Origin of the sequence: Mycobacterium hubeiense (assembly GCF_002838065.1) — a bacterium.
Classification (GTDB): domain Bacteria; phylum Actinomycetota; class Actinomycetes; order Mycobacteriales; family Mycobacteriaceae; genus Mycobacterium; species Mycobacterium hubeiense.
Window position 1 is genome coordinate 90,471 of the sequence record NZ_PIZU01000012.1, and the last position, 11,774, is coordinate 102,244.

At 66.4% G+C, this 11,774-nt stretch carries 15 protein-coding genes; 7 read left to right on the plus strand and 8 right to left on the minus strand.

Going from position 1 to position 11,774, the window contains the following annotated elements; translation table 11 throughout:
• Positions 1-103 precede the first annotated feature (103 nt).
• The gene (locus CWS39_RS11870; protein WP_233213466.1) at positions 104-1,144 is read right to left on the minus strand and encodes a YncE family protein; all 1,041 of its coding nucleotides are present in this window, start codon (positions 1,142-1,144) and stop codon (positions 104-106) included.
• Between the two features lie 454 nt (positions 1,145-1,598).
• Entirely contained in the window at positions 1,599-2,048 is a 450-nt protein-coding gene (locus CWS39_RS11875; RefSeq protein ID WP_102143110.1) for a MarR family winged helix-turn-helix transcriptional regulator, read from the minus strand.
• An 88-nt stretch (positions 2,049-2,136) separates the two neighbouring features.
• Between CWS39_RS11875 and CWS39_RS11880 the strand changes: the two genes are divergently transcribed.
• Positions 2,137-2,727: a class I SAM-dependent methyltransferase gene (locus CWS39_RS11880; RefSeq protein ID WP_102143111.1), complete on the plus strand. Its 591-nt coding sequence runs from the start codon at positions 2,137-2,139 to the stop codon at positions 2,725-2,727.
• A gap of 248 nt (positions 2,728-2,975) precedes the next feature.
• Here CWS39_RS11880 and CWS39_RS11885 read toward each other — a convergent pair whose 3' ends face one another.
• The 4 genes from CWS39_RS11885 to CWS39_RS11900 all read right to left on the minus strand — a co-directional run bounded on the left by CWS39_RS11885 (position 2,976) and on the right by CWS39_RS11900 (position 6,470).
• Positions 2,976-3,371, minus strand: coding sequence for a MarR family winged helix-turn-helix transcriptional regulator (locus CWS39_RS11885; RefSeq protein ID WP_142386836.1), 396 nt, complete (start codon positions 3,369-3,371; stop codon positions 2,976-2,978).
• Between the two features lie 97 nt (positions 3,372-3,468).
• On the minus strand, positions 3,469-4,275 hold the full coding sequence (locus CWS39_RS11890; protein ID WP_102143113.1) for an alpha/beta fold hydrolase: 807 nt from the start codon (positions 4,273-4,275) through the stop codon (positions 3,469-3,471).
• A complete protein-coding gene (locus tag CWS39_RS11895) occupies positions 4,272-4,901 on the minus strand; it encodes a DUF2218 domain-containing protein (protein WP_102143114.1) in 630 nt (209 codons plus the stop codon). Before CWS39_RS11895 ends, CWS39_RS11890 begins: the two co-directional genes overlap by 4 nt.
• Positions 4,902-5,081: 180 nt before the next feature.
• The gene (locus tag CWS39_RS11900) at positions 5,082-6,470 is read right to left on the minus strand and encodes an IS1380 family transposase (protein WP_199178080.1); all 1,389 of its coding nucleotides are present in this window, start codon (positions 6,468-6,470) and stop codon (positions 5,082-5,084) included.
• A gap of 343 nt (positions 6,471-6,813) precedes the next feature.
• On the opposite strand from CWS39_RS11900, the gene CWS39_RS11905 reads away from it, so the two are divergent.
• Entirely contained in the window at positions 6,814-7,392 is a 579-nt protein-coding gene (locus CWS39_RS11905; protein WP_102143154.1) for a TetR/AcrR family transcriptional regulator, read from the plus strand.
• A gap of 214 nt (positions 7,393-7,606) precedes the next feature.
• On the opposite strand, the gene CWS39_RS11910 is transcribed toward CWS39_RS11905, so the two are convergent.
• Both CWS39_RS11910 and CWS39_RS11915 read right to left on the minus strand, forming a co-directional pair.
• Positions 7,607-8,248, minus strand: a complete 642-nt coding sequence (locus CWS39_RS11910; RefSeq protein WP_102143115.1) for a cation diffusion facilitator family transporter — start codon at positions 8,246-8,248, stop codon at positions 7,607-7,609.
• Positions 8,245-8,622 (minus strand): ArsR/SmtB family transcription factor, encoded by a 378-nt coding sequence (locus CWS39_RS11915; RefSeq protein ID WP_102143116.1) that lies wholly within the window; start codon positions 8,620-8,622, stop codon positions 8,245-8,247. The genes CWS39_RS11910 and CWS39_RS11915 overlap by 4 nt, the downstream gene beginning before the upstream one ends.
• Before the next feature lie 22 nt (positions 8,623-8,644).
• On the opposite strand from CWS39_RS11915, the gene CWS39_RS11920 reads away from it, so the two are divergent.
• The 5 genes from CWS39_RS11920 to CWS39_RS11940 all read left to right on the plus strand — a co-directional run bounded on the left by CWS39_RS11920 (position 8,645) and on the right by CWS39_RS11940 (position 11,774).
• Entirely contained in the window at positions 8,645-9,406 is a 762-nt protein-coding gene (locus CWS39_RS11920; protein ID WP_102143117.1) for an adenylate/guanylate cyclase domain-containing protein, read from the plus strand.
• Between the two features lie 21 nt (positions 9,407-9,427).
• Positions 9,428-10,054, plus strand: coding sequence for a class I SAM-dependent methyltransferase (locus tag CWS39_RS11925; RefSeq protein WP_102143155.1), 627 nt, complete (start codon positions 9,428-9,430; stop codon positions 10,052-10,054).
• Complete coding sequence (locus CWS39_RS11930; RefSeq protein ID WP_102143118.1) at positions 10,054-10,680, plus strand: methyltransferase family protein; 627 nt, start codon at positions 10,054-10,056, stop codon at positions 10,678-10,680. The genes CWS39_RS11925 and CWS39_RS11930 overlap by 1 nt, the downstream gene beginning before the upstream one ends.
• Before the next feature lie 81 nt (positions 10,681-10,761).
• Positions 10,762-11,268 (plus strand): HXXEE domain-containing protein, encoded by a 507-nt coding sequence (locus CWS39_RS11935; RefSeq protein ID WP_102143119.1) that lies wholly within the window; start codon positions 10,762-10,764, stop codon positions 11,266-11,268.
• 143 nt (positions 11,269-11,411) lie between these two features.
• Positions 11,412-11,774, plus strand: a complete 363-nt coding sequence (locus tag CWS39_RS11940; protein ID WP_102143120.1) for a DUF3703 domain-containing protein — start codon at positions 11,412-11,414, stop codon at positions 11,772-11,774.

The window sequence follows — 11,774 nt, forward strand, 5'->3', positions numbered from 1 at the left end:
CCGCTTCCCACTCTTTGCGCATACCGCCTAGGGGTATACCTACCTCAACGATGTGCCCGCGGCCGCGCGGTTGTCAACCGCCTTCCGGGCTAGGAGAGCGTGTTCACCCACGAACTACGACCACGTCATGCGGACCGGCCCCCACGGCGAGCGGCACAGCCGCCCCGGACGGGTCGATGGCTGTCAACTCGCCCGTGCCGTTAACCGCGACCAGCACGATGTCGCCGGCAACCGCGACGTGATGTGGTGCGGGCCCCGTCGGTACCCGCGCCAGGATCCGTCGGGCAGCGGAATCGATCCGCACCACCGCATCGCCGCCGTTGTCCGAGGCGATCACCTGCCCGGCGGAAAACGTGAAATGGTGTGGCTCCGTGCCGGCGTCCAGCGTCGCCACCACCCGCCGCGAAGATGCCGACGCCACGGTCAGCTGCGGGGACGACCAATTGCTGAACCACACTTCCCCGCCGTCGGGGGTGAACGCGATATCGTGCGGGGCGCCGCCAATCTCTGGACGTGCCAGGGAGGTCGCGTCCAGCGGCGAGCGAACCTCAACCGCGGAGGACCCGTCGAGGGTCGCCCATAGTTCCTGACCGTCCGGTGAGATGGCAAGGTCGTGCGGTGCGGCATTCAGCGGGACGACCCGCGCTTGCCCGCCGTCGGGCACCGACAGTGCGACCAGGTTCTCGCCGCCTTCGGCGGCGACCCACAGTAGAGTGCCGTCCGGGGTGAAGGCCACGTCGTGCGGGAAACCATCGACCCGCGGCTGGGACACGATGCGGGCATCGGCGGCACTGACGATCGTCACCACGTCCGCGGCCGGGCTGGTAACCGCCACGTAGCGCCCATCGGCGCTCGCGGCGATGTTGTGTGGCCCGACCGGCACCGGGAGCCGGGTTGCGATCCGCCACGGCGGCCCAATTACGACGGCGACCTCGTCGGCGCTCTCGAGCGCGACGAAGGCCCGGTACGCGGCGTCGGGTGGGGAGGGCTGCGCCGGCGGACTGGCCACCGGCGTCGCAGCAGTCGGCGGCGGGGATACAGGTGGCGAGGTGTCCTCGGCGCCGGTGCACCCGGCGATCATCAGCGCACCGACCACCACGGCGATCACGTGCCGCCGGCGGGCTTCACGTCTCGCCATGTCCATCGACCGGACACCCCCTTGGGCCGCGACAGCTCGGCGTACTACCCGAAGCCAAAATCGGCCCGCTCGACGCTTGGAGTCCTATCCGTCAGATTACCGCTCACTTGAGCGGCACTGCGGTTGCTGCACCGTCGAGCGGAGTGAAACCCCGCTGCTAGCCAGCTGCCGAGTCCGCCAAGAAACAGGCTTAGCCCAGAGACCGAACATGCACTGTTACCGGCATCGTGCGCTGATCACCAAAGATCTTGTGTTCCAGCATGTTTGAGACGCTTATCTGCAACGAAGCGGGCCGATCAGGTTGTTCGGGCTGGTCCGACTGTCAGCGTCATGTGTAGGACGTTGCGGTGAGGCCGGTTTCGTGCTGCACATGTAACCCACGATGCGCCCAGCCGGCGGCGCCTTGTTGGTGAGCCCGTCGGATCATGTCATGCTGCGCTGCGGAGATGCCCGGCATCGACTACCGGGAAGCACCGTAGACGCGCCGAACCACTCGGATCAGCGCAGGCAGGCCGGCAAGAAGGGCGGCGCGTTCGGCCTCAGTCAGCGCCGCCGTCCACCTGTCGAAGCGGTCTTGGTATCCGGTGCCGAGTTCGATGTGCGTGTCATGCCCCTTATCAGTGAGCCGCAGCCGGTAGGTCCGGCGGTTGGCGGGGTCCCGTTCCCGCTCGACCAACCCTTTCTGCTCGAGGTCGGCGACCATGCGGCTGACCGTGCTCTTCTCGAGCACGAGCCGGTCGGCGAGCTCACGCTGCGACAGCGGCGCACCCTGGTCGAGCTCGTGCAGCGCAAAGGCCTGCGTCATCGACACCGGAAAGCCCGGAAACTCCAGATCCGGCGACAGCAGGCCAGCGACCCGGACGAGTTCCATGAACAGCGCGTGCAGCTGCTCGGACTCGTGGCGACCCACGGCTTCTCCTTACGACGATAGTTGTGTCACACAACTATAGGCACTACCGTGGTCTCGATAGTTGTATCCCACAACTTTTGGAGGCGTGATGCATACCCATAGGCACACACACAACTGCCCGGCTCTGTTCAGCGGCCGCGCCAGCCGCATCTACGACGTTGTGGCGCGACGATTCGTACGGCGCATGTACCGTCGGATCGCGGACGATCTCGTCGGAGCTCTGCCGCGCAACGCCGACGTCCTCGATGTCGGTACCGGACCCGGTGTGCTGCTGGTGGAGCTGGCCACGCGGCGACCCGATCTTCGCCTCACCGGCATCGACCTGTCGGACGACATGATCGCGCTCGCGCAACGCAACACACGCGAGTTCGGTGATCGAGTCTCGGCTCGCGTCGCAAACGTCGTCGACCTGCCGTTCGCCGACGGCTCGTTCGACGTGGTCACGACCTCGCTAAGCAGCCATCACTGGGACGATCCCGCCGCAGCGGTTCCCGAGCTGGCGCGCGTACTGCATCCGGGCGGGCGGTTCTACGACTACGACTTGCCGTTCGCGCCGTTCGACGTGCTCGCCGACACCGCGCGCGAACGGGGCGTCCTTGCAGGAGAACCGTTGCGGCGCGGCAAGTTCCGCAACGGTGTGCCGTTGCTGCCGTGCGTGCGTCAGGTGATGACCGCGTAATCGGTCTCGAGCGCAGTGGCCTTCGGGATCTGAAGGGTCCATGCCGAGGGTGTCCTGGACCAATCCGGCCACGTTCCGGTACCACAACAAACTCGGCGATGTTTTTGATCGCTGACATCGGGTGTCATAGCACGCAGCGATCACGCTGCAGATACTCACCGCAGGCCGGTCTTGCGCCGTCGTGGACCGGCATACGACAGGAGCCTGGCCACCCGTGACGCCAAACCATGCTCAGAACCCTCAGGTGCTCACCAGGCCGGGTGCACGGCCGCGGTCCGCTGCCTGATCGTGTCCAGCACCCGGTTGGTGGTTGCGATGTCCACGCTCGGTATGCCGCCATACAGCTGATTGCGTAACTCGCCTCTTGCGGCGATGACGTCTTCATAGAGGGCCTGGCCTTGGGGAGTCAGCCCGATAGTGTCCTGATCGGTCGCGGCGATCAGCCGCCGGTCGTGGAGCAAATTGATCGCGTTGGTGGCGCTGGTCGGGTCATGCACGCCCATCTCAGCGAGCCGGCCGATCAGCTTCTCGCGGTCGACGTCGGGCGTTTCGGCGACGGCTTCCATCACGACCCACAGTTCGAACGCGACTCCATGTTTCTCAAGTGCGGTATCACGTACGGCGCGCAACGCCTGTGCCGTCATGTGGATCTTTCGCCCGCAGTGGACGGATTCGGTCACGGTTAAATCGCCTTTCAGTTCCGTTGCGGTACAAGCCTTCTCATCGAACAGCGGCGGGCGGCTAGTGTCTGTTGGTCCTCATCTGGGCGAGAGCCTGCACGAGCTCCTGTGCGAACTCGGCGGGATGGGCCATGCAACCGACATGGCCGCCGGGTAGCTCGACGATGTCGCGGCCAAGCTTGCGCCCCAGTACCACGTTCACTTCATGGGCGGGGTAGCCACGTGCGTCCCGGCCGACGGCCAGCAGGATCCGGTCGACATGGGTCGTGAGGGCCTCGATGTCGAGCTCCACAGGCGGGTATTGGCGGAGCTCATGTTCAAACCAGTAGATGGCGTTGGCCTCGTTCTTAGGGGCTTGGGCCATGACCTGTCGGTCGATGTCGGGAAAGGCGTGCGCGCGGAACTTCTGCATAGCCGGCCCGATGCCGGCTTGTTTGTAAAGGTCGTAGACCTCGTGGAAGAAGTCCACCCATTTCTGCCCGTCGGGCAGCTGCAGCACCGCGGGTGGTTCGAACGGCACCACGGTGTCCACCACTTCCGGGTAGCGGGTGATCACCTCGAGGACGACGATTCCCCCGGAGCTGGCGCCGAACACGGTGGCGGGCGCAGTGCCGAGGTGTTCGACCAGGCGTCGCACGTCGTCGGCGTCGGTGGCCAGTCGGCGGGTGTAATCCTGCGGCCCGTCGAGCTGGCTTCGCGAGAATCCGCGCCGGTCGTAGAGCACCACGGTGTAGTGCGCTGCCAGATGTGTGGCCACCGGGCGAAAGCTGTCGGCCACACCGCTGGCCCCGGGCACCATGATCAGCAACGGTCCCTGGCCGTGCGTCTCGTAATACAGATGCGCACCGGGCACGTCGAGAATCGTCATCCGTGGTCCTCCTCAGGCGTCACGCTTTCGGGTGCTGGCCCGGGTTGGGAATGGGCGGGCGCGTGCCGCGCCTTCCAGCGGGCGTGAAGGGTTTTGCCGCGTCGAAAGGCGAAGCGTCCCAACATGAAATGGCTGGCGATGAAGACGAGCTTGGCCAGGATGATGACCAGGAGACTGCCGCCGACCCACCCTGTCCAGGGCAACGCGGCGACTGCCGCTCCCCCGATCCCCAGGTGGACGGCGACGATCAGTGCGCCAACGGCTATGAGGCCCAGCACCGTGAGCCGGCGGGGCCACCGGCGCTTCCCAGTGCCAGGTTCGGCTGGCAGGCCCGCATCGTGTTCGATGTCGCCGGGTGCAACGGCAGGTGTTTCCAACCGGTGCCATGTTGTTGTCAACTGGTCGCGGCGGCCAATCGTTTGCAGTCGAGCGGCGACGCCGTCTTGTAGCCGTCGCAGGGCATCGTCATCGGCGGCCTCAACACGCAGCATCAAAGTGTCCGCAGTGGCGTGCATGGTCAGCCGGCCATCGGTAAATTGCACCGCCGCCGCCGCGTCGGAGTAGTCGACGTGGTTGACCTCTGGTCGCGTGGGACTCGCGGCGTCGTCCGAGCGCTGATGGCGCATACCTCAAAATTTCACGGTCTCCCGAGTTCTCCCGTGACGGCTGCTGAGATCATGAGTTGATCTTGATTTCGGGCTTCTGCGTAGGCGGCGGCGCCGCGTGTCGTGCGGTGACGCCGGGTTCCTCGGTCCCGGGGGTGGCTGCTCCTTTCTTGGGGTCGAACGGACACGGGGGTCCGCGGGTCAGGGGATGGCGCGGACGCGGTTGACGGCGGCGGCGAATTCCTGTGCCCAGGGCCAGGTTTCGGGGACCCGCAGGATCAGGTAGCGGGATCGTTTGACCAGGCGGGCGGCGGCGTGCAGCAGCCGGTAGCGCAGGGTTGCCGGTTCGGCCTTGGCGAGCGGGCGGTCCAGTAGCAGCAGCCGCATCCAGCACAGCAGGTCGATGGCGAGGGCGACCGCGGTGACCCAGGCGGTGTTGATCGCGAACGAGTGCGAGGGCCAGCGGGCCAGGCCGGTGTCCTTGCCGCAGCGGATGAACCCCTCCACCCGGGCGTGCACCCGGTGGCGGGCCTCGAGCCGCTGGGGCTGTCCGCCCCGGGTGGCGGTCGCGATGAGCTGGTAGCGGTGGCCGTTGATCTGCTCGAACAGTGACAATTGCGTGCCGTGCTCGATCTTCTCCCGCCGCACCAGGATGCGCATGTCGGCCGGCCAGCCGTCGAGCCGGTCACCGTCGGCGCCCTCGCGCAGCAGCCCGGTCAGCTCGGCCACCTGCGCATCGTCGCGGGCCAGCCCGGCCGCGTCCAGCGCGGCCTCCCACCCGCCGGCGGGCATCTGCCCGATCGCGACCCGGGCCCGCTCGTCGAGGTCGAACCCGACCGAGTAGGCCACCGACCAGCCCGGGCGGGCGTTCAGTTTGCGCAGGTGCTCGACCACGGCGTGGCTGGAGCCCGCCCCGTCGATGGTGATCAACAGGTTGCGCCGCCACCTGGCCGGGATCGCGGCGATCGCCGCGTCGATGATCGCGATGTGATCGGTGGCGGTGTTCGACCCGGCGTTGCCTTTGCGCGGGATGATCGCCAGCAGTTCGCCGGTGTTGTCGCACCACGCCAACAGCGGGTGAAACCCGTAGCCACCCTTGAAATTCCCCGCAGCGTGCTGCTTGTCGCTGTGCGATTCAACCAGCGAGGCGTCAATGCGGATCACGACCACTTCACCCAGGTCCCCATAACAGGTCCGCGAGGGCGGGATCGCGCCATGCCGAGCCTCGATCAGCTGCCACACTCGTTCCCGTGCTTTGTTGCGCACCACCGCGATCCCCGTGATCGCCGCATCGTCGATCTCGTTCAGCGACCGCCACATCGTCGGCACCGACGCCACCTGCCCGAACAGTCGTTGCTGATCCCGCAGCACCGCGGTACCGGCCAGGTTCTGCGCGCCGCCGGCGATCGATACCGCCACGTCCCGCAACACCGCGCCCCGGTCGTGGATCACCTCCGGCCTCGACAACGCCGACGACAATCCGCTGGTCAGGCCCAGGTTGTCGGCCAGCATCCGGGGGATCACATTGCCCGCGTGCCCGACCACGTCGTCGCCACGGACCTCGACTCGAACAGATTTCGACCAATCCATAGTAGCCTGCATCTGATAGGTGCACTCCTTGTCACGAAGATCTGACCGTCGCAACGTCGATCATCGTTGAGGCAGTGCACCTTTCACGTTCACGACACCCGCCACCACCGAATTACGTGAAGATCCAGGCATACGGCGCATCTGGTCGGCATGTCGACACAGTTGCTTCACGTAGCGGCTCGCCCGACTGGTCGAAACGCGCGCTTCAGCGACTGGCATAGATGTCCTTCCTGGTTCACGGCGAGCCTTGTGAGAGGCAAGTCCCCAAGTTGGTCGGATCAATACATTATGTCGCTTTAGTGACGAAGTGTATCACTCCCGTCAGCCTGTTTACACTGGCTTGGTGCCGAAGATATGGACGGACACGATTGAGACGCACCGGCGGGCCGTGCAGGAAGCCGCGATCGAGGCCACCGCGCAGCTCGTCGCTGAGCATGGGCTGTTGTCGGTGACCATGTCGCAGATCGCGGAGAAGGCCGGCATCGGCCGGGCCACGTTGTACAAGTACTTCCCGGATGTGGAAGCCGTCCTACACGCCTGGCACGAGCGTCAGATCAGCGCCCACTTCGAACTATTGGCCCACGCCCGCGACCACGCCGGCACGCCGACCAAGCGTCTCGAAGCGGTGATGCGGGCCTACGCACTCATCGCCCACGAATCCCACGAGCACCACGGGACCGAACTCGCAGCCGTCCTGCACCGCGGACAGGAGAAGGTTCATGCACACCAGCGCCTGCACACCATGATCCGCGACCTGCTCGCCGACGCCGTCCAAGCCGGCGATCTTCGCGGCGACGCGTCCCCCGACGAACTTGCCACCTACAGTTTGCACGCCCTTGCCGCCGCTAGCGCCTTGCCCTCCAAGGCCGCGGTCCACCGCCTCGTCGACGTCACCCTGACCGGGCTGCAGGCACCCCACTAACCACGTAAATCCCGCGCTTCAAAGCGATCTGGCCCATTCAGCGCGCGGCCGCCTCCCGGCGCCGCTACACACCACTCGCCGCTTCGCTGGCCGCAGCCCGGATTCACCCGGCTGGCAACGGCCATCGCGTGACCGACGCGACGAGCCAACATGCTCGTCAGAGCTGTCAGAAGAAGGCACGGATTTGCTCGGCGGCCGGCGGCCGCGCGGGCGGTTAGTCGTCGTCGACGAGTTCGCCGTGCCAGGCTTCGTGGCCTTCGTGAATGGCGAACGCCGCGATGACAAACCCGGCGACGGGATCGAGCCAGCCCGCGCCGGTGAGCTGGAACAGGCCAACCCCGACTAGAGTCGAGATACTCAGCAGGACACAGATTTTCGTTTCGACGGCATCGGCGAGGATGAGATTGTCCTGCAGAGCCATTCCGACGCGTTTCTTCGCCGCCGCCAGGACCGGCATCACGATTAACGAGAGCACCAACAGCACGATCGCCACCGGGGAACGCTCAGGCTCCTCACCGGAGACCAAGCTGCGAATGCCCTCGATGGTGACGTAGGCGGCCAGCACAAAAAACGACACCGCGACCAGGCGCAGGGTGAGCCGCTCCTTGCGTTCATCGGCCACCCCGTGGCGCAGCCGCGCCGACAGCCGCAACCCCACCAGCACGGCTGCGATGGATTCGATGGCCGAGTCAACCCCGAACCCGATCACCGACACCAGCCCGGCCAGGATCCCCGCGGTGACCGCGACGATGCCCTCAATGACGTTGTAGGCCACCGTGAATTGGGCCAGCCGCAGCCCGCGGCGGGTCAGCCGCTCGGTCTGTTCTGGGCTCAGCGCGGTCGATGGCGTGCTCATTCGGTGGCCTTCGCGTCGACGCCGTAGTTCGGGCACAGCGCCACCGCATTGCCGGTGGCCGCCAGCAGAGTCTCGGCCGCCGCGAACAAGTCCATCAGCTCCGGTGCGGCCAGCGCATAGAACACTTGCCGGCCTTCGGGTCGTCCGGTGATCAGGCCACAGTCGCGCAGACACGCCAGATGCGAAGACACCGTGGACTGCGGCAACCCCAGGGCGCGGGTCAGATCGACCACCCGGGCTTCACCCTCGACCAGCTGGCGGGCGATCGCAAGCCGGGTCGGATCGGACAGACTGTGAAACAGCGCCACCGCACCGGCCAGCTCATCACGCGACGAGGCGGCGCGGGTAGTCGATTCGGGACTTTTCATCGGCATAAAGCGATGATAGCTTATAAACATGATTGATCGGCAAAACTCACTAAAACCGTACTTTCCCGATCAATTCGGGCATCCCGTGATGGCTGCCCACGACCACACGATCACCAATGACCGTGCGGCGGTGGCGTTTGTCGATCTGTCCGGCTTCACTGCGTTGACCGAAGCCCACGGCGATCACCACGCCGCCGAACTGGCCGAGGCCTTCGCCGCTCTGACCCGGGTCGCCCTCGGCCAGCATGACCGGCTGATCAAGACCATCGGCGACGCCATACTGGTCACCTCACCCACCCCGCACACCGCACTGGGCTTGATCGGCCGCATCACCGACGCCACCCGCCGCACCGGGCGCTTCCCGGTGCTGCGCGCCGGCATCCACCACGGCCCCATCGTGGCGCTGGGCAGCGACATCTACGGCGCGACCGTTAACATCGCCGCACGCCTGGCCGCCGCGGCCGGTCCAGCCCAAATCCTGGCCACCGGGCCGGTCGCCGACATCGCCCGCGCCGCCGGGCTTTCGGTCACCGCTCTCGGCCCGGTGAGCCTGCGCAACCTCACCGAACCGCTGGCCGTGTTCAGCGTCGACCTCGGCATCGGGTGCCCCTGCGGTCAGGTCGACCCGGTCTGCCGCATGCAGCTCGACCACGAGACCACCACGACCACCCTCATCCATGGTGGCATCACCTACCGGTTCTGCTCGGCCACCTGCGTCCGGCGCTTCACCGCCCACCCGCACCAATTCACCAGCGCCACCGCCTGTTCCGACACTGCACCCATCCATTAGGAAGGACCAATGCTCGTGTTGATGAACCGTGTTGAGACCGCGATGGTCACCTCGCCGCCGCGGCGGTGGCTGCAGCACCTCTACGAAGTGCCGGTACTGCTGCGGTTCGGTGGGCGCTTGATTCCCGGCACCCGGGCGCTGGAGATCGGCTGCGGATCCGGCTACGGCTCACAGTTGATCCTGGACCGGTTCGGCGCCGCCACCGTGGACGCCGTGGACCTGGACCCGGCGATGATCCACCGCGCCGGGCGACGGCTGGCCCGCTACGGCGACCGGGTTCGGCTGGTCCAAGGCAGCGCCACCGACCTGCGCTCGGCGCTGGGCGCCGACGACGAAAGCTACGGCGCGGTCTTTGATTTCGGCATCGTGCACCACATCCCGGACTGGCGCGCCGCCATCGCCGAGGTCGCCCGGGTGCTCACCCCGGGCGGGCGGTTCTACTTCGAAGAGGTCACCGCCCACGCCCTGGCCCGCCCCACCTACCAGCGGCTGTTCGATCACCCCACCGACGACCGGTTCACCGCCGACCAATTCCTCGATGAACTCGTCCGGCACGGCCTCGAGGTGCTCGGCTCGCTGACCCGAATCCAAGGGGACTATCTGCTCGGCGTCGCCGCCAAACCCATCCCCGCCGGGGGTGATCGGTGATGGCCATCGCCGCCCTGACCCTGTTCGCCGCGCTCGTGCTGCTGGCCGGCGGCACACGCATCGTCATCCAGCGACGCCGCACCGGCGACGCGGGTATCCGGCAGTTCTCCGCCCGACCTAACACCCCGCAGTTCTGGGGCCACTACGGCGCGGCCATCGGCGGTCTGACAACCGCAGTGGCAGCACCCATGGCGGACCTGCTCGGTCTGGCGCCGCTCGGGTTTCTCGACCACCCTGTCACTCGAGGACTCGGCGTGGTCCTGGCCGGACTTGGCATCCTCGCGACCTTCGCGTCCCAATTGGCCATGGGGGCGTCCTGGCGCATCGGCGTGGACACCACCGAAAAGACCACCCTGGTGACCGACGGCCCGTTCCGGTTCGTGCGCAACCCCGTCCTCACCGCCATGGGGATCGCCTTCCTCGGCCTGACGCTGATGGTGCCCAACCTGGTTGCCATTACCGGTTTCCTCGTCATGCTCATCGGCAACCAAGTGCAAGCGCGGCTCGTCGAGGAACCCTATCTGCGCCGGCTGCATGGCGCCGCCTACACCGACTACGCCTCCCACGTCGGCCGCTTCCTACCCGGCCTCGGCCGGCTACACCCCCAACCGCACTATCGGAGGTGAAACAACGCCTGGCGGCGTGACTTCTGAACCAAAGCCAACGTATTGTTATATGCGCATGTATGCATCATCAGGAGGCTGTCGGTGTCTGACTCAACTGTCGCGACCAGCGGTGAGCACGCCGATCCGCTCGCGGCGATGAAAATGTCTGTGCTGCTCTTCGTGCCGTTCGTGGTGTTCGTGCTGCACACCCTGGAAGAGTTACCGCAATTCGCGGCATGGGTGTCTAAGCACTTCAGCCCACTGACGACGGACAAGTTCGCCGTCACTCATATTCCACTGATCCTGGTGGTGCTGTTGTGTTCCTGGCAGGCCGCGCGACCACATGCACGGGTGGGGTGGGTAATCATGGTGGTGGCATTCCAGTGGCAGTTCGCGGTCAACGCGGTGTTCCATCTAGGCGCTGCGGCCTGGTTCGGTGACTACTCACCGGGCATGGTCACCGCGGCGACCGTCTCCCTGCCCGCGACCGTGTTCTTCTTCGCGTGGCTGCGGCGCGAACGCATCCTCACCGCCAACCAGGTGGCAACCGCGGTCGCAGTCGGCACCGCGATCGCCGCGGCCGCCATCGGCGTCCTGTTCACCGGATAGCGCGACACGGTGCCAGGCTCGTCGTCACAGTTCCCACCCACTGCGTCACGGCCACACGTAAGTCTCGCCGAGCCGACCTCGAAAAGGACTGCGACGGTAGGGAACACACGCACCCAACCACCCAACGAAGGAGGACGACACCCATGCCGACCGCGACGCCAGCGATCAGAGAACTCTACAACCGCGACATGGCGGCCGCCCGAACCGCCGACGACGACCAGGTCCGATGGGTGCACCTCGAACGCGCCCACATCGTTTCCCAGCCCTATCCCTTGCTGCACACCCGCAACCACATCGCGATGCTCACCCTCGCGATCGCCCAACACGACCGTCGCGAAGCACTCGGCCAAATCGTGCGGATCATCGTCGCCGCACCCGGCTCACTGACCGGCCGATTCCCCGAAGGCAACACCGGCCGCGCCGCCGCCGGACTATTCACCCCCATGCCAATTCCCACCGACCTCGCCGACGAGATAAGCCGCGCAGTTGGCGCCGGAGATCGATAA

Bases quoted from the DNA above. Each gene is read 5' to 3' on its own strand.
- CWS39_RS11940 (WP_102143120.1), top strand. From the start codon at position 11,412: ATGCCGACCGCGACGCCAGCGATCAGAGAACTCTACAACCGCGACATG.
- CWS39_RS11895 (WP_102143114.1), bottom strand. From the start codon at position 4,901: ATGCGCCATCAGCGCTCGGACGACGCCGCGAGTCCCACGCGACCAGAG.
- CWS39_RS11880 (WP_102143111.1), top strand. From the start codon at position 2,137: ATGCATACCCATAGGCACACACACAACTGCCCGGCTCTGTTCAGCGGC.
- CWS39_RS11915 (WP_102143116.1), bottom strand. From the start codon at position 8,622: ATGCCGATGAAAAGTCCCGAATCGACTACCCGCGCCGCCTCGTCGCGT.
- CWS39_RS11890 (WP_102143113.1), bottom strand. From the start codon at position 4,275: ATGACGATTCTCGACGTGCCCGGTGCGCATCTGTATTACGAGACGCAC.
- CWS39_RS11885 (WP_142386836.1), bottom strand. From the start codon at position 3,371: ATGACGGCACAGGCGTTGCGCGCCGTACGTGATACCGCACTTGAGAAA.
- CWS39_RS11910 (WP_102143115.1), bottom strand. From the start codon at position 8,248: ATGAGCACGCCATCGACCGCGCTGAGCCCAGAACAGACCGAGCGGCTG.
- CWS39_RS11930 (WP_102143118.1), top strand. From the start codon at position 10,054: ATGGCCATCGCCGCCCTGACCCTGTTCGCCGCGCTCGTGCTGCTGGCC.
- CWS39_RS11900 (WP_199178080.1), bottom strand. From the start codon at position 6,470: ATGGATTGGTCGAAATCTGTTCGAGTCGAGGTCCGTGGCGACGACGTG.
- CWS39_RS11870 (WP_233213466.1), bottom strand. From the start codon at position 1,144: ATGGACATGGCGAGACGTGAAGCCCGCCGGCGGCACGTGATCGCCGTG.
- CWS39_RS11920 (WP_102143117.1), top strand. From the start codon at position 8,645: ATGATTGATCGGCAAAACTCACTAAAACCGTACTTTCCCGATCAATTC.
- CWS39_RS11925 (WP_102143155.1), top strand. From the start codon at position 9,428: ATGAACCGTGTTGAGACCGCGATGGTCACCTCGCCGCCGCGGCGGTGG.